Source organism: Psychrobacter sp. Ps7 (assembly GCF_022129225.1).
GTDB classification, from domain to species: domain Bacteria; phylum Pseudomonadota; class Gammaproteobacteria; order Pseudomonadales; family Moraxellaceae; genus Psychrobacter; species Psychrobacter immobilis_A.
In genome coordinates this window covers 1-21,913 of sequence record NZ_JADQAH010000026.1, presented here as the reverse complement: position 1 = coordinate 21,913, position 21,913 = coordinate 1, and the positions used below count along the sequence as shown (strand labels likewise).

The 21,913-nt window shown below is 43.0% G+C and carries 13 protein-coding genes and 1 pseudogene; 4 read left to right on the top strand and 10 right to left on the bottom strand.

All coding sequences use genetic code 11. The features are described from left to right. Positions 1-80: 80 nt before the first annotated feature. The 5 genes from I3257_RS09570 to I3257_RS09550 form a co-directional block, all read right to left on the bottom strand. A complete protein-coding gene (locus I3257_RS09570; RefSeq protein ID WP_238049593.1) occupies positions 81-1,283 on the bottom strand; it encodes an ABC transporter permease in 1,203 nt (400 codons plus the stop codon). Further along, positions 1,283-2,620 (bottom strand): ABC transporter permease, encoded by a 1,338-nt coding sequence (locus tag I3257_RS09565; RefSeq protein WP_238049591.1) that lies wholly within the window; start codon positions 2,618-2,620, stop codon positions 1,283-1,285. The genes I3257_RS09570 and I3257_RS09565 overlap by 1 nt, the downstream gene beginning before the upstream one ends. A 3-nt stretch (positions 2,621-2,623) precedes the next feature. After that, positions 2,624-3,808: an efflux RND transporter periplasmic adaptor subunit gene (locus tag I3257_RS09560; protein WP_238049590.1), complete on the bottom strand. Its 1,185-nt coding sequence runs from the start codon at positions 3,806-3,808 to the stop codon at positions 2,624-2,626. 48 nt (positions 3,809-3,856) lie between these two features. Beyond that, on the bottom strand, positions 3,857-4,723 hold the full coding sequence (locus I3257_RS09555) for a YihY/virulence factor BrkB family protein (RefSeq protein ID WP_201538962.1): 867 nt from the start codon (positions 4,721-4,723) through the stop codon (positions 3,857-3,859). 210 nt (positions 4,724-4,933) lie between these two features. Continuing rightward, positions 4,934-6,607 carry a TolC family protein gene (locus I3257_RS09550; RefSeq protein WP_238034246.1) on the bottom strand — a complete coding sequence of 558 codons (1,674 nt, stop codon included), beginning with the start codon at positions 6,605-6,607 and terminating at the stop codon, positions 4,934-4,936. 621 nt (positions 6,608-7,228) lie between these two features. Between I3257_RS09550 and glpK the strand changes: the two genes are divergently transcribed. From glpK to I3257_RS09530, 4 genes are all read left to right on the top strand, one after another. Further along, on the top strand, positions 7,229-8,821 hold the full coding sequence (gene glpK, locus I3257_RS09545) for a glycerol kinase GlpK (RefSeq protein WP_238049589.1): 1,593 nt from the start codon (positions 7,229-7,231) through the stop codon (positions 8,819-8,821). Positions 8,822-9,087: 266 nt separating this feature from the next. Then, complete coding sequence (locus I3257_RS09540; protein WP_238049588.1) at positions 9,088-9,600, top strand: hypothetical protein; 513 nt, start codon at positions 9,088-9,090, stop codon at positions 9,598-9,600. 248 nt (positions 9,601-9,848) lie between these two features. Continuing rightward, complete coding sequence (locus I3257_RS09535; protein ID WP_238049587.1) at positions 9,849-10,877, top strand: endonuclease/exonuclease/phosphatase family protein; 1,029 nt, start codon at positions 9,849-9,851, stop codon at positions 10,875-10,877. A gap of 238 nt (positions 10,878-11,115) precedes the next feature. Further along, on the top strand, positions 11,116-11,808 hold the full coding sequence (locus I3257_RS09530) for a TetR/AcrR family transcriptional regulator (RefSeq protein ID WP_055124242.1): 693 nt from the start codon (positions 11,116-11,118) through the stop codon (positions 11,806-11,808). Between the two features lie 141 nt (positions 11,809-11,949). On the opposite strand, the gene I3257_RS09525 is transcribed toward I3257_RS09530, so the two are convergent. From I3257_RS09525 to I3257_RS09505, 5 genes and pseudogenes are all read right to left on the bottom strand, one after another. Beyond that, positions 11,950-12,723 carry a hypothetical protein gene (locus tag I3257_RS09525; RefSeq protein WP_238049586.1) on the bottom strand — a complete coding sequence of 258 codons (774 nt, stop codon included), beginning with the start codon at positions 12,721-12,723 and terminating at the stop codon, positions 11,950-11,952. A 166-nt stretch (positions 12,724-12,889) separates the two neighbouring features. After that, positions 12,890-18,223 (bottom strand): SdrD B-like domain-containing protein, encoded by a 5,334-nt coding sequence (locus I3257_RS09520; protein ID WP_238049585.1) that lies wholly within the window; start codon positions 18,221-18,223, stop codon positions 12,890-12,892. A 139-nt stretch (positions 18,224-18,362) separates the two neighbouring features. After that, on the bottom strand, positions 18,363-20,489 hold the full coding sequence (locus I3257_RS09515; RefSeq protein WP_238049584.1) for a DUF11 domain-containing protein: 2,127 nt from the start codon (positions 20,487-20,489) through the stop codon (positions 18,363-18,365). Positions 20,490-20,540: 51 nt separating this feature from the next. After that, on the bottom strand, positions 20,541-21,005 hold the full coding sequence (locus I3257_RS09510; RefSeq protein WP_060490843.1) for a hypothetical protein: 465 nt from the start codon (positions 21,003-21,005) through the stop codon (positions 20,541-20,543). A 273-nt stretch (positions 21,006-21,278) separates the two neighbouring features. Continuing rightward, a pseudogene (locus I3257_RS09505) lies at positions 21,279-21,913 on the bottom strand (hypothetical protein); the annotation flags it as partial.

Below are 21,913 nucleotides of genomic sequence, written 5' to 3'. Positions count from 1 at the left end.
AGGCGCTTTTTTTTGATTCAGGATTATTGATTTGGCTTTTATTGATAGTAGGCGCTAATGACATGCAATCGTCTTTTGCTTTAGGACACTGTTTTAAGTGCTTTATTCGTATCATGCCAGCGCACCCACATAAGTAGCGCAAAGTAAAATACCCATAAGGCGGCTAGTGCATAAAATCCAGTAGAAACTTGGGAGATACTAGCTCCCATTTGATTAAGCTGAACGGAGGTGTTGATACCCGGTGTCGTGGGTATGAACCAACGTATGATTTGTAAAACTGTGGGCAGCTGATCTGCTGGCCACGGATAACCACTGACAAAAAACATCGGTAGTGAGCTAAAAATTAGGATTTGCATACTACGTTCGCGCTGGCGAAACCAGAGTCCAAGCACACAGCCAAGTGTCGCCACAGTTGGACAAAATAACAAAAGGAACAGTAAACTGCCAATCATGTTTTGCCCGCGCGGATAGTGGTGTAGCTCAAATGTCCAGCCATAATAAAAGCAGCCAATAATGAAGCTAAACATACTGAGCGCAGCAATTCGCCCAAGCCAACCACGGATACTCGTCGCATGTCGCCGCTGCTCATACCATGTACCAATCAGCATCGCTGTGGCGATTAATAAGGTTTGTTGCAAAATTAGAATAGAGACCGCTGGCACCACGTAAGCGCCATAACCTTCTGTTTGATTGTATAGAGGGACAATCACTAACGGTACCGCTTGAGTATTAGCAGCCGCTGTTGCTGAATAAGCACCTTGTGCCACATTTTTTTTGACTTCAATCCCTGCTGATACCGTACTGACTGCTTTTAAAAACCCCATCTGTACGTTTTTATTTAACAGAAAGTAGCCGCCATTACCCAATACGCTGACGCTCGCTGCTTTTCCCGATAGTACTTGCTGCTCAAGCCCACTTGGAATGACCATGTACCCAGCGATTTCATCTGACCATATGGCCTCTTTAGCCTGCTGCTCGTTGAGAAAAAGCTGTGTGTCTAACTGCGGACTGGCGCTCGCATAGCGAACGATGGTTCGTGATAGATTACTATTGTCGTTATCAATGATACCAACAGGTACATGGTTGACCACTTCTGTCGAATAAGGCCAAGGATAAAAGAAGCCATAAATAATGGGGGCAATCAGTAAGAGTAATAGCACACCTTTATCAGAAAAAATGTCCTTAATAGTTTGTAAAAAACTAGCTAAGAAACTAGGTGTTGAAGACTGCTTGGTTGAATCTGACGTTGTCGAAGATAAATGGTCTTTTGGTGGTAATGACATTAGCGCGCCCCCCAACGTTCAGGATGCGCCAGCGCGCGTTTGGTTAATAAAGTAGTCAGGGTCATCGCAATCGTCGTGGCAATAGCCAGACCATAGACGATCGGTAATGACACAGCAACAGGCGCTTGCATCTGTAATTGTGCAATGTGCAGCTTTAGATAGTGAGTGAGTGGCAGTGCATCTGACCAATGCCGAGCACTGTCACTGATAGCAATATAAGGGAAGGTCACACCAGCAAAGGCGTAAGAAGGTGCTGAAATAAAGCCAGTAGCAGACAAGCCCATGCGTAATGAAAATGAGCCTAAGGTAAAGACAGCACCCAGCCAAAACGATAGCATTATTAATAATATCAAACCAGCATAAGTTGCAAGTACTGAGCTCATGGCAACGGATTCTTGCGGCGTGGCAAGCCATAGAGCCAACATCGCCCAAATGCTAAAGGCCAATGTCGGCCAAAAGTATTTGCCCAACAGACCAAACAATAATACTAAAACGTTTGTACTTTCCGTCATATCTTCATTCGCATGGCTAGAGACTGAGATTTGATCGTTTTTGCTCAAGTATTGATTGTTTTCTACGGCATTTAATATTTGCCCTGATGTTGACTCGTTTTTTGTGATTCGCGTCAAATCAGGATGACCTGTACTGATAAAGCGATACCAGTGGCCGAGTCGTTTATCCCGCAGCTCGCGACCAATCGTCGTTGCACCGATCACCATCGCTAAAATATGCAGCAGCGCGGGTATGACGGTTGAAGCCAAAAACTGCTGATAATCGGTGGCTGCGTTAAATAGGCTGATGCGCTGTATACCAATCGGCGAGTAAGCAATCGCAGCTTGCGACGGTGCCATGCCTTGTTTGACTAAACGCTGTATCTCAACGCCTGCCGATAACGTTCCAGCGACTGCTTGAACGCTGGTCTGGATAATGCCCGAATGTGTGCCGTACTGAGCATTTACTTGTAAAATCAATGGAGCAGGCTTACCAGATAAAATATGCCGAGAAAAATCTTCAGGGATAATGACAATAGCGTAAATATCACGCTGCAAAATAGCCGCTTTTGCCTCAGCCTCTGAGTAATAAAGCTGTCTAACCGTTAGAGTAGGGCTGGCTTCCAAATAGCGTACCGCGGTATTGGCAATCGGGCTATTGTCTTGGTCTATCACCCCAATGGGCAAATCCGTAATCTGCGTTTGTGAAAATATCCACCAAATCAGTAAAACGGTTGCCAGTGGTATCCAGACCACCATACTAAAGTCCCACGGATTTTCGGTCAAAAACCGTCGCTCATAGGCAGCACTACGTAAAAAAGCCTTACTTAACTTCATCGGGTGCATGGCTTACTCTTGGCTTGCATTAGTAAGTGCTGGATTGACGCGTACAATAACGCTCATACCTGAGCGAATACGTGCATCAGGAGTCGTCGGACGTGCTTTTACTTCAAAGGTACGTACATCGAATCCATCATCATTATTGGTCGGCCGCCAAGTGGCAAAGTCAGACAATGTTGACGTAGCATAAACGGTGAACTGTTTGGTATAAGGCTTATTTGCTGATGACAGCGCAGGAATCGTACCAGTAAATTTCTGACCAATCGCAAACTGGTTTAAGTAGGATTCGGTGACATTAAGTACGACCCACTGCTCATCGGTATTGACCAACGTCAAGATAGGCACGCCTTGTCCGATGACTTCACCCGCGCTGACAATGACATTGTCCACAATGCCTGCAATAGGGCTTTTTAAGTTGGCTTCTTCTTTTGCCACCAGTGCTTCTTCTAGTTGGGCATCGACTTGTGCTACTTGTGCTGTCGCCGCTGATTTATCTTCACTGCGTGCGCCTTCTTTTGCCAAATCGTATTGCAAGCGCGCAGCTTCAGTTTGATCTTGAGTGGCCAGATATTGCGCATATGCCTCATCGCGTTTTTGCCGTGCCATAAGACCTTCTTCATACAGGCGGTTGACACGCTGGTAAGTGTTCTCCGCCAAATCAGAAGCAGCTTTGTTGGCTTGCCACGCCGCTTTTGCTTGAGCGATCTCTTGTGGACGGGCGCCATTTTCTGCTTTATCTAACTGACTTTGTGCCATTTGCTTGCCAGCCAGCGCCTGATTGATCTTTGCGTTAATCTCAGGCGAGTCCATTTCAATCAGCTGTTGCCCGACTGTCACTGCATCACCTTCTGTGACCAGAATTTTGGCAATACGTCCTGGTACTTTTGCAGCGATGGAGGTTTGCTGCATCTGCATCTGCCCTTGCAAAGTCACGACTTCAGGCTCGCTATGCTGATTGCTTTTATATAGACCATAGGCAATAACGCCTAATACAATCAGAATCAATAGCGCCAGAAATGCCTTTTTTATCATGGCAGATTTATCCGCTTTTTCTGCATGGCGCTTATAAGTAGGCACTGCTTGCTCATTTTCAGCATCAGTTGCTTGATCGTTATGGTTATTGACTGAGTCAGTAGATTGCTCTGAGTCGTTTAACTTGCGCGAGTCGTCTGATTCGTTGGTAGATTCAGTCATGACAGTGAGATTCCTAAAGCAGCAAAATTGAGGATAAAGGGTATGTTATTAGTACATTCGTACAGCATAAGGTTTGGCGCTTTCTAAGGCTTCAGAATTAAAAATCGCACCAAAGGCGACGATAAATGCTGAATAATAAAGCCAAAGCATAATGACCACGGCAGCTGAAAGCGCGCCAAACTCAGCGCTATAGTTATTAAAGTTTTGCACATAAATCGAAAATAGCACAGACAATACAATCCAAAGAATGGTCGCCAGAGCTGCTCCTGGCACCAGTTTTTTTAGCGCGACGGCGTCACGGTTTGGGGCTAGGCGATAGAGGCTTAAAAAGCTCAAAAATATGATACCAGCCAATATAGGCCACCTGCTCCAAAGCGCAATCGTTTTAGCTATTTGCGGGAAGGGGAAATAGGCTGCCCCTACAGGAATAATAGCAATAGAAGAGACTGCTATAATCAAGATTACTACCGCGCCAAAGGTTAAGCTGACTGCTAAAATATTACCTTGTATGAAGTTACGCTCTTGAGTGATATGAAAGGCAAGATTGATAAGAATAATTAAAGATTTAACACCTTTAGAGCCAGCATAAAGGGCGAGTAAGGTCGATAAGACAAGACTGAACGTGAGTGCGGATGTGGTATTAGAGACCAATGCGCTTAGGCGTGAATTGAGGACTTCATACACCGTATCAGGTATAAACGGACGCAAAATCGAGATTTGCTCTTGCATCTCAGCTGGTGAAAACGCGAGACCATAAAGCAGCACAAACACCGCCATTACTGGAAAAATTGATAAGAAACCAAAAAATCCCACGCTCGCGCAGTGTGCCCAAACATTAGAGTTGTTCGCAATACGCCACGTCTTTAATGAAGGCTGCAGCCAGTTACTTATTAATTTAGAAGTCGGGTTTTTCATAAAACAGTATTCACAATAGAGTTAGCAATAGTATGGTTAATGGCAGCTTCATGATAGTTAGTATGGTCAGGCTACTGTAATAGTATTGCGGCGTTAACCTCGCTTGAGGTATCAAATATATATCTTCGCTCAGCTGCCTTGTCATACTTTCAAATTGAATCAACTATATAAACGCTTATCCACACTATCTATCATTTTCAAATTAAATCATTACTCAGTATACAAAGTCGGTAATCGAATATCAGCAGCATTAAGATAGGCGTTAAAGGCAAGAGGCGTACCACAGCTTTGCATGAGTGCGGCCAGCGATTGTACATAGCTGTTCGCCGCTTGCGCTTGTTCAGTACGTGCTTTAAGCGACTGCGTTTGTGCTTGGACTACCTCAATCGGTGTATTTACACCTTCTTGTAGCCCCAACTGGCGCAAACGCAATACTTCTGCGGCCAGATCTACATTGCTTTGTAATGCCTGGTAACGAGATTGGGCATTATTCACATCGTGCCAGTTTTTTTCGACCAGTAATAATAAATTGTCACTGACTTCGATTTCAGACAGATCCGCTTGGCGTATTTTGGCATTACTCGATGCGAGTGATGCATTTTTATCAAGACCACCCCACAGCTTCCAGCTGGCTGATATACCGGCTACCCAACTGGGGTCTTTTTCAATTTGTCCGTAGCCATAGAGCATGACGGTAGGCTTGTGACCAGTATCTGATAGCGCATGTAGCTGCTCAGCTTGTGCGCGTTTGGCGGCAACTTTTTGTAGACCTGGGTGATTGGTGAGTGATAAATTCTGAAAATAGTTTACATCGGGTAAAGGACGGCTAGAGACGAATAACGGTGTCGTGGGTTTGATACGATAGTCGGTACGCAATAGCCGCTGTAAAGCCATCATCGCAAGACGAGCATCGTTATTGGCATTGACGGACTCACTTTTTGCATCGGCAAGCGCAGATTGTGCTTCTAAGCGATCAACACGTGAGATAAAACCTTCTTCAAAAAGCCGCTGCGCCATATGGTCAGTCTGCTGCAAGGTATCATAAGCATCTTCACGTAAATAAGCGGCAATGATGGCCAACTGTGCCTTAAAGTAACGCTCAATCAGGGTGTTATAAAGCTCGTTTTTATCCAATAGACTGTCTGCGACGGCTTCTTGGGTACGGGCATTTGAAGCACCTGTCAAAGCGTTGGTACGTCCAGCAGTATAGATGGGCCAAACCACGCCCAGACCTGCACCAGCCGTTGAGCCTGAGCGTTTTAACTCATAAGAATCTGGGATACGCTCACCGACCAATTCACCAAAATTCGGCAAATCTGGTAGCGGTGGAATAGGCGGAATCACATTATCGACACCATTGTTAACGTCATTAACAATACCGTTTTTCAATGATGATAAGTCAAGATCCGCGTCTAAGTTGTAAGCATTGGCTGATAATTGGGCAAACACCAATGGATTGTCTAAAGTTTTGAGCGCATCCGTTTGATATTCACTAGCAGCAATCGCCGCTTGATTGGCGGCCAGTTTCGGTGACACTTGCAATAAAATATTTTGAGCTTGCTCAAGGCTTAACAGGCTAGATACTGCTAATGGATAACTATTATCAATACTTTTATGGGTAATGGGATCGATAAGCGTTGTTAAGCCAGTTTTTTGCTCGGCTTGACTCATCTCTGTATCTGTCGTTGACTTTCTATTTTGAATCTCATTTTTTTGAGTACTGTTTTGAGTATCAGCATCGATAATTTGCGTCACTGCAACGGCTGTGACCTCATTCGGTGACTCGATATTATGATCAGTAGCGCTTGCCAAAGCAGGCGCCGCTAAACCCATGAACGTAATCGTCATCACCGCAGTAGACAGAGTCGATAAAGCAAATTTCATAAGTCACATAAGCCATTAATTAGAATGCAAAGTATTTTAGAGTCAGGCAAAAAGTATCAAAAATATCAACTGTTGTGGTCAAACCCTGTCCAAACAGTTCAATATGGTCAACCATTAACAGAAGCCAGTATTTTGTTATGGATAACAAGCGCTACACTGTAGTGGCACAATGGTGACGGGTCAATGCTCAGTATTTGCTTACTGTGCGTTGAATAAGCCATGATTTTATGTTAGAGGTCGGATGTTAAGACAAATAATAACATCATTTGTTAATTAATAATAAAAGGTTTATCAAGTCATTAGCACTTAAATCGATTTTAGATCACTTTTAAAAGTTTTCAGCGATAATGATGGTTAATGATGATTGTTGTATTACAAAGCAGCTTATAAACTATACATAATAGTGGTGTGTGCTATATTTCAGCACCTTATAGCGTTGAGCAAGATTAAAATGAACGGCATTTATTTTAACTGTCGGCAGTTGCTCATTAGCGCAGTGCTAATGTAAATAAAACTGGCTATTGCGATAGGCGTTACTCGCAAAAAGTACGTACTATCAATCAAAACTCAGCTATAAAATATAATTGTAAAAAATGAATGCGACAAAATAGGATGTGAGTAATGGCAGGATATATTTTGGCTTTGGATCAAGGGACGACATCGAGTCGAGCGATATTGTACGATGATCGTGCGCGTCCGATAAAAATGGCACAGCAGCCTACCACTTTACAAACCCCAAAAGCGGGCTTTGTCGAACAAGATGCACAACAAATTTGGCAAACGCAGATTAGCTGTGCCCATGATGTGATTAATCAAGCAGGGCTACTTGCTACCGACGTCACCAGTATCGCGATCACCAATCAGCGTGAATCTATTGTCATGTGGGATAAGCAAACGGGTAAACCTTTAGCCCCTGCCATCATTTGGCAAGATCGCCGTACGGCGAGCTACTGTAAAACACTCGCGGCTGAGGGTGCCAGCTGCATGATGAATGACAGCCATGATGATGTGGCAAGCGAAGTGCAACGCATTACAGGGCTACGTTTAGATCCATATTTCAGTGCCAGCAAAATCGCTTGGTTACTAGAGCACAATCCGAAATTGAGCGTACGAGCCAGCAGAGGAGAAATAGCGGTTGGTACTATAGACAGTTGGCTCATATATAAGCTAACCGGTGGCGAGCATGTCACTGATGTGACCAACGCTTCCCGTACTTTATTATATGATATCCACAAGCTTGAGTGGTCAGAAGAGCTGTGCGCCCGTTTTGCGATACCCATGAATATTTTGCCTAAAGTCCTACCATCTGATGGTGACTTTGGTAAAACCAAAAAAGGACTATTTGCCAAACAAATTCCTATTCAAGCGGTATTGGGCGATCAGCAAGCGGCACTTTTTGGACAAGGCTGCCTCGATGCTGGCATGGCTAAAAACACTTATGGTACTGGGTGTTTTATGCTGATGAATATTGGTCAAAAACCCAAACTTAGCGAGCATAAACTACTAACGACAATCGCTTGGCAACGAAAATCCACATCGGCTCGTCCAGACAATTTATCGTTCGATCAAATTGTACAGTCAGGCAAACGCATGTTGCAGCCACCCAGAAAGGAAGTTACTTATGCCTTGGAGGGTAGTGTTTTTATGGCAGGTGCTATTGTCCAATGGTTACGAGACAATCTGGGTATGATTCAACAAAGCAGTGAAGTCGAAGATTTAGCCCGCCAAGTTGATAGCAGTGAAGAGGTGGTGTTACTGCCTGCATTCACAGGATTAGGAGCACCCTATTGGCGCTCCGATATCAGCGCGAGTATTACTGGTATGAGCCGCGGCACGACTAAAGCCCATATTGCTCGTGCTGCGTTAGAGGCAGTTGCCTATCAAACTTATGATGTGCTCATTGCCATGCAAAAAGACAGTCCTCATCCATTAACTGAGCTAAGAGTAGATGGTGGCGCGGCTAACAATGACTTATTGATGCAGTTTCAAGCTGATTTACTCGATGTGCCTGTCCTGCGTCCCAGAGATACAGAAATCACTGCCAAAGGTGCAGCATTACTCGCGGGGTCAAAAACGGGGTTATATGATGAAGGGACGATGCAAGCATCATGGCAAGTCGATCGTGTTTTTGAACCCCAAATGTCCAGTGATATCCGTGAACAGCATCTTAATAAGTGGCAACGAGCCATCGATAGAGCACTGACATCCTTATAAGTATTGAATAAACACATTAAAATATTGTAACAACTCAATGAAAAATTACTTAAAACACTTCACTGTCCTACAAAATCATTATAAAGATACAGGCTGTAACGCAAGGCAATCGCAATCTGGACACAATTTACACAACCTATCTATCTGTTGTTATCCATAAATTTCTATACTTTAGGCGACTCAAGTAACACATGATTCGAGTAAGACCGCTAATTTTTAGCACTTAATAAATCTAAAATATAACAAATTAATTTAAGGATAAAATTATGAGTAACTATGACGGTATTGATCGCAATGAAGTAAAGCATATGTCAAAAGAAGCTAAGCAGGATCTGAATGCTGATATCATCACAGGTGAGCCAGGTTCTCATCCAGTAGGCACAGCTATTGGTGGTCTTGGCGGCGCAGCAGCGGGTGCAGCAATCGGTACAATGGCAGGACCACTTGGCACACTCATTGGCGGTGCGATTGGTGCTATCGTTGGTGGCGGTGCAGGACATGCAGCAGCAGAAGCGATTGATCCAACACGTGAAGAAGCTTACTGGCGTGCAGAATATGCAAATGTTGATTATTACAAAGAAGGTTATGACTTCGATCGTGATCTACATCCAGCTTATGCAGTAGGGTACGCTAACCGTGCTCGTTATCCTGCGGATGCACGTTTTGAAGACCATGAAGCTGAATTAGAGCGCTCATGGCATGAAGTAAAAGGTGAATCACGCATGGAGTGGGAAGAAGCACGCAAAGCATCGCATGACGCGTGGAATCGTGTATCGTAATAAGCGAAACTAACAGCACATTTGATTTAAGTAAGTAGACAGTATATAAGCTTACTACCTTATCACTGGGCCTAGTCTGATTGTAGACTTGGGTCTGCTGATAGACCAAATACTTTCGATTTATGCTATTTTAAAGTCTTCAAAGATTTCTTTGGAGGCTTTTTTGCTGTATATTACTAAGTATGAATATATTAAACAGCCAATCATCTTTGGAAGCAATATTCTAGAATAAAAATAATAGGTAATCTATGAACAATAATGCGGAAGCTAAAAGCACCAGACAATTTTATATTGCCACTGCCAACTTGCTCAATTTTGCCAACCCTAACCGAATTTATTATGACAATGCGCCAGCTTACAGTAACGATGAATACGAGCACAAGCTAAGCGGCATCACCGATTTATTAGCAAAAGCACATGCTGATATTATTGCGGTGCAAGAAGTCTGGGATAGTAATGCGCTTGCAGCGTTGGCGGTGTCGTTGGGATTTAAGCCCGAGCATGTTGTTGTTCCGTTGGCAAGTAACGACCGTTCAAGCCCTTATACCCATGGAAAAGGGGCACAAAACACTCCTGCCGTTGGTATCATTAGCCGCTTTGAGCAATTAGAAAGCCGCTTGCTTGAAGATATTGCGCCAAAAGCGGTGATTGATATCCCTGATATTGGTCCTTACCATCGCTTTAATCGTCCACCATTGCTAGTACGGGTCGATGCCTTTGGTCAACCGATAACGATTATTACGGCGCATCTAAAAAGCAAACGGGCATTTTTCTTGCGTGATGAAAGTGGCAATTTGTTAGAAGACATGGACGATCCAAATATTCGAGTCCGTGCCAAGCTCCGTAGCTTATGTATGCGCGCCGCAGAAGCAGCCTCTATTCGGATGTCTATTATAGATCGATTACGTCATACTCGTGAGCCATTGATTTTGTTAGGTGATATGAATGATGTCACCGGTAGCGTCACCACCCAATTGATGGCTGAGACTGGTGAAGTTAATTACGATAAAGGCATGCGCGATGTTGCATTATTCGATGCTGCGCGTATCCAAGCACGCTATGGTTGGATGAAAGATGTGGCATATACCCATATATATCAAGGTATGCCAGAAGTGATAGATCAATTATTTGTTTCAGAAGAGTTTCTTCCTGATAGCAAGTTTTCACTGGGTCAGGTTGAAAGAGTAGACTATTTCAATGATCATTTAAAGTGGGACTATGCAGATAGAGTCATCGATCATGGTATTATAAGAGCGAAAATTAAACTCAAAGATTAAATTTTTTACATTACGTGGTTAACGCTATTAAACGGTTGACCTATACATTAATTTTTAACCTATTTATCTCCCTTGCTTGATAGTGTACAAGCGTTTATGATGCCTCTCCATTAGACATAGTAGCGCTAATATCAGTGCTACATTATTAGCTAATAGGATGTAATTCTTCAATTTAGGGCGAATACTATCTATTGAAGATTATATTTATAAAATAGGGTGTAACATTAAGAGACTTATGATGAGCGAAAATAAAGACGAAAAGATTGAAGATGTGTTGGTAGATTCGGAACTGGCAAAAAAACTGGTCCCGAATAAGTTTAAGTTTACTAGCCAACAAGGCCGTGCGCGCCGTCAAAAACTTTTGGCTGGTGCTAAGAAGTTAAGTGAAACACAACCTATCAATGACATTACTTTGGCGGCTGTATGTGAAGAAGCAGGCATTCCAAGAGCTTCTGCTTATCACTTTTTTCCTAACATCGAAGCGATATTTTTAGCATTGCGTTTTTTGAATGCTATCGAAATATTAGAAATAGTAGAAACAGTCGATATTGGTAATTATGACAGATGGCAGGGCTATTTGACGGCGCTTATTGATAATTGTGTGACGATATTCCATAACGACGAGACCAAAGCCAAGCTCATTTATGACACGAACACGCCTGATTTTGAAGGTGATAGTTTTGGTGAAGATATCGATCATCAGATCGTCGATTTGGTTTATAAGCGTTTATCAGAGCGCTATGAGATGCCGAGTTTCCACGATATTCAAGACACGCTATTGATTGCTTATAGCATTATTAATGCGATATTTACATTGTCTTATCGCCGTCATCAAAGCATTACCAATGAATATATTCAAGAAGCAAACACTGCGTTTATCGCTTATTTGCGTTGCTATCTACCAGAAAAGCTACCGCGTAAGAATCGCTAGTTTTTTCGCTATTTAGATGATGTATAGACATTAGAGTGTGATTAAGATTCCCTAATGTCTGCTAAGCAAATACAAAAAAGCCGACATCATATGTCGGCTTTTTTGTATTTGCTGCATTGATGAGCAGTGGTAGTAATAGACTTAACGGATAGGGGTTAATACTTGCCCACGGCAAATATCAGCACTCGCATCTAATGTCTCATATTGCTTATAATAGCTGACGATCAGCTCTTCCAAAGCGACGTTGGTCTGTGAATCATGGGTATTGACGTATGCTTCGCGAGCTTGTTCAAGCCAACGATCTGCCATGCGAAAATGGATGCCTGATTCCCGCCAGCCGCGCTCGCATTGGTTCGTAGCGGCCCAAATTAAAGCGACCTCGCTGAAAGCTATCTCTCGTGGTGCTGACTCGATACCACCGCTATCTTTTAGCGCGCTTAGGGTTGCCCATAGATCGGGGCGCATGAGAGCAGAGTTTGATGGTATGTCTTGAATAAGGTTGAGATCTTGTTCCTTGCCATTTTTTAAGGTGGTTAAAATCGTCTCTGCTGCCTGTGCTGCTTGCTGTCCAGCAGGTGAACGACTATTCATGCTGTCTTGATGGAGGGCGTAGTTGAGCCAAGCCTGAGCTTTATAGGCAAAGTATTGTTGACGTGCGCTCATGTTTTCTTGTTGATACGCTTGTAACTCTTTCAACATACAATTCATAGCACGTTGGCGCGTACTTTGGTATTTTGGGTGGTGAGACTGAGTTTGAACATCATTGGCACAGTGAGTAGCGTCATGGGTTACTGCCACTTCAGGAGTATGATGACTCGCCGATGCAACCGAGGTCATTGTCAGGAAGAAAACGGTTGATAATAAAGCCTTTATAGGCTGTTTATAATGGGCTGCTTTGTTGGCAGGATTAGGCATGATGCAAAACCTCATATTAAGCGGAGCAGTATCAGTATCAATATTGGTACTTGCGGTTTTTGGCGCTGATCTCATCGCTTATTAAAATATATCTGTCATATAATGTGATGAACAGCGCGATAACGCCCGCATTGTCGTCAGATGATAACACGACAATGGGGATAAATTACAATGTAGAGTGAGTCGTCAAACGCTGGTTCTTACGTGGATCATCACGTTTGAATAGGTCTTCGTCAAACTTGAAACGTAATCTAAAGTAAGCGCCTTCCATAGTGCTATCGTCATAAGCGATGTCTTCATCCTCAAAGCCCATGAAGTTATAACCTAGTGACAACCAAAGATTGGTCATCGGGCTATAGCCCACTTCCGCACCCAACATATAAGACATATCATCTGCTTGTTTGTTCCAATAAGTGCCTGCTTGCAAGCCCACATCCCAGCGCTCACTGATGTCATATAGACCACGAGCATAAAGCGCATGGGCTGTATTGTCGCTACTGATATTATCAGCATCAAACTGAGTATATTTACCCGCGTAACGGCCTGATAACGTCAACGGACGTGTTGGATGATAGTTACCACTCAATGACCAAATAACGGCATCTTTTTGATAGGCGTCATCGCCAGTACTGTTATCATCTAAGCGATACTCAAGCTTGGCTAACATGTCTAACTGATTGCTATCATAATCACGATAGGCAGCTCCTAGCTGGAAGCGATTAATCGTGCGATTGCCATCGTCATAATCGACGCGCGAGTAGATGTCTTTGGCCAACAGAGTCACATCGTCGGTATAGCGATAAGCAATACCAGCGCTACCTAGCAATGTGTCACTGGTCTCACCCCAACGCTTCTCAAAACGCGCCGAGGCTTTGTAATCTTCTTTCGCAAGATACTCTACACCAATGCCAGCTGCCGTTGCGGTGTTCTCGGTATCGCCCTCTAATGATTCAACACGCTCAAATAGAGTATTGATGGTTAAACCTTGCTGGACATACCATTTGTTCTTAAGACCAATGGCCGCTTCAGCTTCGCGGGCACTGATAGCATCGCGCATGCGATATTCGCTATAGACTTTGCCGTCTTTCATGTAGTTGGCGTCAAAACCAAATACGGTACGCTGGCGTTCTTCAGTATCATCAAGACCATAGCTACCAGATAGACTGTTGATCAAGTCATGACGGGCGTATAGGCGACCTAAACCACTTAGCGGCGTCTCGCCTCCGATGGAGGTGGCATTACGATTACTGTTATCAATATCTTGCTCATATTCTGCAAATACTAAAGAGTCATTGAGCTTGGGTAACCGTGCCGTGATACGAGCGCGGGCGGTAGTACCTTCAATATCTTTTTCAGAATCACTGACATTATTTAGCGCTGATTGATTGATAATATCGTCATTAAAGAGAGTGTTATCAGTCACATCTACGACGTCTGTTACCGCTTGGATATTGCGTGAAGCTGCCGTCGCATCTTGCTTATAATAACGTAAGCCAATCTCGCCAACGATGTTGGTACTCAAACGCTGTTCAATACTGGCTAAGACACCTTGGCGGCTAGCATTAGTGGTATGATCTTTAGTGCGGACGCCTTCTAGTTTTAGCGCGGTCTTTTTGTCATTAATTAAATGAGTGACTTCGACGCCCGATTCAGCGCGCCCAGCAGTCTGCGGCGAGGCACCAGTCACGAAACCTTCGTCAGTATCGTTATAATAAGCTTTGGCACGAGTGTTTTTCTTGTTATCAAAGTCAAGCTCGATACGCAAGGCATTACCTTCTGCGTCCTGACCGTCTAATTCTGTCGCATTGATTTGATTGCTTGGCTGAAAATTTGGATTCTCAGCTTTATTCATCGCGTATTCAGCGACCAGTTTTAGCTTATCGTTAAACTTGATAACGCTGTTGACGCTAGCCAGCTCTTCTTTGTTAAGAGGGTCATCACTGTTGACATAGCTACCACCGATGGCGACTTTGTCAGTCAACTGCTGCTTGGCAGCAATGCCACCGACCAAGTATTTTTCGCCACCTTCATCTACTTCTACAGTGACTCGTAGATAAATAGGGTTGCCATCGATGTCTTGGCTAGCGATAGGGGCTTTTAAAAATAAGCTGCGGCTGATAGGGTCAATTTCATAATCGGCAAAGCGGGTAAGGGTCTCACGGCTAATGATCAAGCCTGGATTGTTGGCGTCACGAGTGATCACTTCGACAGTTTCTGAGTTTTCTAATACGGCATCAAAGTTTTCAGCCAATGGATAAGGGCCTGAGATACCAAGACCACGAGTCTCATTGACGCGCTGGCTGGTACTCGTCTCCGCGACAAAGGCGGTAATGCGAGTCTTGCTATCTTCATACTGGGCTTTTAGGCCAGTCAACGTACGGTTATATTGACCTAATTTAATACCTTCATCGTTATCGATTTGAGTTTTTAAATCGCCATACATAGCAAATGAGCGGCCCTTGTCCAAGCGCACATAGAGTTTGCTGGTAGATTGCGCATCAAAGCCCTTGGCTGATGAATCACCATAGACAGGATAGTATTCGCCAGGCTCGATATCACGGAACAGACGCTCGCCTTTTTTGTCACTGTCATAAGCCAAAGTTAGCAAATAATCGCCACGTACTTTGCCTTTAAGGAACATCGCGGCGCGACCAGAAGCGGTATAGTCATCGTTACCAGCGAAATCATTGAGCTCTTGCTCAAAAGCGCCTTGGGCGTCAGTAATGCTGCTGCCATCAAAGTCTTTAAGTGAGATCGCGCCTTCGACGATGCCGACGGCAATGAGAGGACGTAATTGCGCGGTAAATTGTAACGGGATAATCTGTTTACTGCTACCAGTGTCGATGACCAACTCACCTTTACCCGGTACACTTGGTGCAGTCACGGGTATGAGTAACTCGCCACCTGAGACAATAACTTGCGTACCAGCTTGATCTTTACTGCTGTCATTAAGATTGATACGGCCGATATTGGTATCGATAGTGATAGGTGTTGAGGCAATATAAGGACGGCCATCACGGTCTTTTAGGCTAATAACGACTTGATAATCGCTAACGCCATCTGCCGGTACTAGCTGCGCTTGAGTGCGATAGTCAATGGCTTGTAAAGTGTCTGGCGTTGATACTTTAATGGTTTGCTCAGAGATAATTTTGCCATTCACGTCAGTAGCGACACCGCGCAAGATATTGTTGCCGCGTTTTAAGTCGACGGCATAGTAATCAAAGGCAGTCACATTCTGTTTTTCTTGCTCAGCAGTTTTGCCGATTTGTTGTTCTGATACTGCTTTTCCATTGGCATATAGTGTAAATATTGAACCCAGTGGCGCTTGTACTTGTACCATTTGTTTATAAGTACTGAGCTGTTGACCTTCGTTTAAATTGATAAAAGCCACGTCATTGTTAGCCACTTCTTTGAGATATTCTTCCAGCTCTTTTTCTACTGGCGGTGCTACCGTAGTTACGGTCATATCAACACGATTGGCGGCTGGATTGATTATCTCATTGACGATAGCAGAGTCACAGTTGCTACCCAGATCTAAGTCGCCATTGATGTTGCAGCCACTGGCGTCTACATTATCATCGTAGTCACGATTGTAGTCAGGATCTAGGGTTAGCTCGGTTTTTACTGCTTGCTCAAGGCTATCATTCTTAGCGCTTACTGATTTGCTACGAGCGACAAGCTCCGTATTCAAACGCTCAGTGCTATCGCCCATACCGACCACGATACCGAAATCGGCACGATGTAATTCGCCATATTTTAAGTCAACGAAACGGCTGCCAGCATCACCAGCATTGCGATTACTTTGGGTGACCATCTCGGTTGAGTGAGGGATGGTGGTGCGGTCAACTTTTAAGACGTGAGTTTTGGCACTGACACCATAGAAGTTATACTTACCTTCAGGATCAGTCACGACAAAGTTACCGTTTTCCATGTAGATACGCACGCCTGCAACGCCAAGTTCGCCATCTTCTTTTTGTTGAATGCCGTCACGGTTGATATCGTGGTAGACCTTACCGATGATGATGCCATCAGTATTCATGACGCCGCGCTCTACTTCAATCTTCCACTGTGCTTCTCTTGAAACTAAGCTTTTACCTTGTTCATTGCTAGCAACGGCAGTCGCGCGGTTGATGCCATCACCGCCTAATGATGAAGCACCGATTAAGACACGATACGTGATTTTTTTACTTTCGCCATTTGCCATATTACCTAAATTTAGCACCTGATATTTACCATCAGCTTTAAACTCAGTGGTTTGCGCTTGGTCGATATTGATATCAGTAGTTTGGTTGACACGTACACTACCATCTACATAAGCAAAACCACGTGGTAGGGCGTCTTTTAGTTGCACATCGTAAGCGGTAGAGTTGCCACTATTGGTGATATTAATGGTGTAGCTAACATAATCACCAAATTCAGCGCTTTTAACGTCGCTTTCTTTGGTGACGACTAAGCTTGGGCTATCATCGACGATATTGATTTGTGTATCTAAGTCATCGATACGTACGGTGAAGTCACCTTCGCTTGGTAGCTGCTCAGCGCCAGTGCCGACAGAAGGCGCGATACAGGCGTCTAGACTTGCAGTCAACGTATCATTTGCTAGAGTCTGAATAAATTTGTCATTGACAGCGTTGGCATTGTTTTGTGTTGGTGCTGATAGCTGATATTTACCAGTACTATTGCCCGTCTCAATCGCTTTCAATGCGTATTTGTCACCCGTCAACAAAGAGGTAATCGTGACCCATACTTGATCTGGCTTATCTAGTTGAACGTTACACTGCGCATAGCTGGCATCGATATAGACATTTTCATCGATTTGCGAGGTGGTTTTGTTTTCGTCAAACTTAGGCGTTGTAAATTTGATTTCAGGCTCAACGATGATCAGTCTATCAATCGCGTTGACACTCGATACGGATGGGTCTTCTAGAACGACAGCGCCAATTTTAATATCTGCAGTATCGCCACTTTTGCCGTTAACATCTGATAAGGCTTGCACGATAAACTGGATACTTTCACTGTGTCCAAGTTTGATTTGTGCGCTTAAATTATCGAAAATAACTTCAGTATCACCACTATCAACGACGCCGTTTTTATTTAAATCTTGATAGACTTTTAAGTTTGAGAGCGTTGGCGATACAGCCAATGTTAGCTCAACAGTCTGGTTGCTATAGCTGGTATTGCTTAGGACGTTTACCCAGTTGACCAAGGCGTTAGGCATAACGGTGAGTAACGGCTGTTGAGTGAGTTTAATACCGTATTCAGGAAGGTCTGAGGCTTTGACTTGTACTTGGTTTGAGGTGCTAGATATTGTGACGTCAGTCTGGTTATTGACGTTATAATTAGCATTTGCAGTATTGTTAATGATTTGCAGATTAGGGTTTGCTGCATCAGCTGCAATCGCGATATTTGATTGCATAAGCAACATTGCCAATGACAGCGCAGAGATCTTTGCTGAACACAATGCAGTACGATTAGACGGTGTCATGGTAGATAGAGTCATATGTCGCTTATCCAATAAAATATCAGTGAGGGTAAGGGTAGAGATTCTCTAGCTTGTCTAATTTAAAATAACTAGGTCAAGCTAGAGGAGTCCTACAAGCATCGTTTGATGCTTGTAGAATTTGGAATTCCTTATAAGATTAATTAGGTGTTACTGTCGCAGCATTAGGTTTGATACGAATTGAAAACTGTAAAGTTGCTGTACCTTTAGGAGTTAGCGGATTGACAGTAGTTGTAACGAAGCCACCTGAGGTTGTAGCTGTTGTTGTTATAGTGCCACCAGTAGTAGTGGTTACAGCATCATCTTTATAAATAGCGTTACCTGTGAACTTAGCTAGTTCATCTGAAATAATTAGATCTGTAATACTAAAGCCTAAGCCTGTCGGTGTTGCTGAAGAAGATGAATTATTTTCCGCTACGATTTGATAGATGACACATTGCCCAGGAATTGCTGATATTTGGGTATTTACTAATGTTTCACCACTATCCACTGCGCCGTTACAGTTTGTGTCTATGACTTGTTTTTTACTCAACAGTAGTCCTCTTACATAAGTATTGTCAGTTACTACTCGAGCACCTTCTGTTGGCACACTATTATCATTACCTGGTGCAAGTGGTACTAACGTTACGATAGTAGTTTCACTTGGCGTATTGTTAGTAGTATTGATAATGGCATTTGAAGAGACAACGTTGTACTTTATCGTTGCTGTGCCGTTAGCAGGTATGCCAGCAGGGAAAGCGCTGAAAATATCATATGTATTGCCGCCTACTGTGGTAGGAGAAATGTCTCTTGTGACAGTACCTATCGTTACGGTTACATCTCTGACTTGAGTATTTGCACGTTTACCAATGTTTACGTCTGTATCAGTAGTATCTCCAGTGATAGTGAACGTTAGCTCACCTGATACATCGCCTTCAACCTGATCGCCAGAGTTAGTAATAACTGACTCGTAGTTGGCTCGAGTTGTTCCATTTGTGGTTACTGGAATTTCTTTGGTAGCTGATCCCTCAATCTTTAATCCACGCTTAGTGGTTATTAAAGATTGTGCATAGTCACTACCAACAGTAGTTGGCACAGTACCATTTAAAGTCTCTGAATCACTACCACTAGGATAGTATGTGCCAGTAGTCTGAGCAGGATCGTCTTGAGTGCCAGCAGGGCTAGCATTAGTACTATCTATCACTTTACTAGTGTTAGTCGTATTTGCAGTATCGTCTAAGAGGTCTTCAACTCGGACATGGTTGACTGTAGAAGCAGCTAATACCGTCGTTGCATCAATTCTTTGGACTTTGAAAATGATAGTAATGGTGCTACCAACTTTCAAATTCGCACCGTCAATTGTAAAACCATTAGGAACTGAGCTTGAAGTACTAGTCGTAGTTGTAGTACCTACAGAATCACTACTTGTGGAGTTAGTGACAGTAATTGGTTGTAAGGTACTACCGTTTGCTGTTGCTAGTTTCAATCCAGCGGGTAAAATATCTACGATTTTGATATTTTTAGCATCAGATGCATAAGTTGCGCTACCGTCATTTTTTACAGTAATAGTATATTCTGCTGTATCGTTAATATTGTTAAGATCTAAAGAGTTTGTTACTCTCTTTACGATACTGAATACTGGTAGTTTAGTAATTGAATCATCGTTGTTAGTGATTTTCTCGTTACCAGTAACTTTGTCTTTAGATAAGTAATCACTAGTAGCAGATAGGGTTAAATCTGTAGTAGCACCACCCTTATTACCTGAAGTTTTTTCACTGATTACAATTGAAGATACATCACCAGCTTTAAGGATAATAGTGGCATTGGCAAAATCAGCACCTGACTGATTGGTTACTGTGACTAAGTCGCCAGCAGTATTACGCGTTTGGTAAGTAACTGTTATATTGGCAAGCTGTGTAGCATCTACACTACCTAAGTCCATATCATAACTATCAGTAAAGTTACCACCATTGGTCAAAGTATGATTATAGGTAATAGTACCGTTAGGAATAACAGCTATGCCTTTATTAGTATTAACGTCATTATCGCCATCAATATTAGTAGCCACTAATGAGAATTTAACTGTTTCAGTAATACTAATTACTACTGGGTTTGAATCAACTTTCTTCTGCTCTTGACCTCCAACAGAGTAGGTTGCTGAGGCAACGTTCGTAATAGAAGCAGAGCCTGCAGTAGATTGTTCACCTGCGATAGCACCAGTAGATAGACCCATTACCGCAGCAATACCAACGGCTAACAGGCTATAATTAAAATTATTTGATTTCATATAGATATCTTAAAATTAGAAGAGCAAGATTTTATGAGTTGAAGGAGAGGTCTAGTTGACGATCGTGTTAAGTGCCACGGCTGCAGACTTCTGTGCTGGTAATAACTTGATATTCCAGCGCAGGGTACGATATTCAGAAAACGGAATTTTGACCATTTTGCCATCGACTTTACGCATCAGTGGCATATCGGCATAGTTCTTGCCATCGATACTGGCTTGAGCACTGGTAGGGTTAGCTTCACCAGTGAAAGCCATATTGGCAGGGATAGGCAGTACGACAGCCAGATCTTGGATATCTTTGTTAATAATATTGCTGTATGTTGCCTTGTACTGAATGACCGTACCCGCTGGAGCATTACGAACTGGTAGATAAGAGATCTTACCTTCGGCGTTTTTGGTGACTTGATTGGCTGTTAAATCCATTTTTAAGGCATCATTGGCGTGAGCAGCACTTAGTGCTATTACCGACGCTAAGCTTGCTAATATGGCACTGCGTAAAAAATTAAAACCTTTCATATCGTATTCCTTGCTTAAACCATTATTATCAAGTCAATCTTGACTTCGTCCCATGCAATGTAAAAACTGCAATCAACTATGAATAAGAGATGCTGATAAAGTTAGAATTGTTCCTTAATGTGATTGTCACGCAAACAATACAAATATTCACCACAAAAACGACAAATGGTATTTTGGAGTACACAAACGGTAAAGGCCCTATCTACAGAGATAGGGCCTTTGTCAGTAAAAAATATTCTTTAGAGTTGATAATATAGCAAGGGGAAATAGTTACTAAGGATTCACAGTAGTGCCGTATTTGGTATTGAAATAAAAATCACTCTTAGTATTTTTTTGCAATATCAATGCAGTAGTTTTGACCGTACCATTCAAACCAAGAGCGACACTATCAGTAGCATAACTGCCATTATTATCGGTAGGCGCCACACGTATAGACGTTACCTGTGCATTATTTACCCCTTTCTTTTGAAGCACATCACTCATGATAAAGTCATTAATAGTAAGATTGGCGCGATTGGTCGCGGTTATCTTATAAGCAATACACTGCTGCGGAGTGATATTATTTTGGATAGGATCCATACTGAAACCAGTTCTTGGATCGCCAGTCATCGGAACTGAGGCGTAAACTAAAGTACTGGCATTGCAATCGTTCACAAACTGGTACTTCTGCAGAACCAAAGCTGCATTCGCAGCGATGACTCTACCAAAGTTGTTATTAGGATAATTATAAGTGGTTGCTGAGAAACCAACATTTCTGCTCTCACTACTAGTGCGAATAGGATAAGTAGCCCCTGTTCGACTTTCTACCAAACAAAGATTAGTATTATTAGCCAGTGTTGTTTTAGGAATACTGATTGAGCTATGCTGAATAAACCGTACAACTAAACTTGGTAAACTAAGCGTATTAA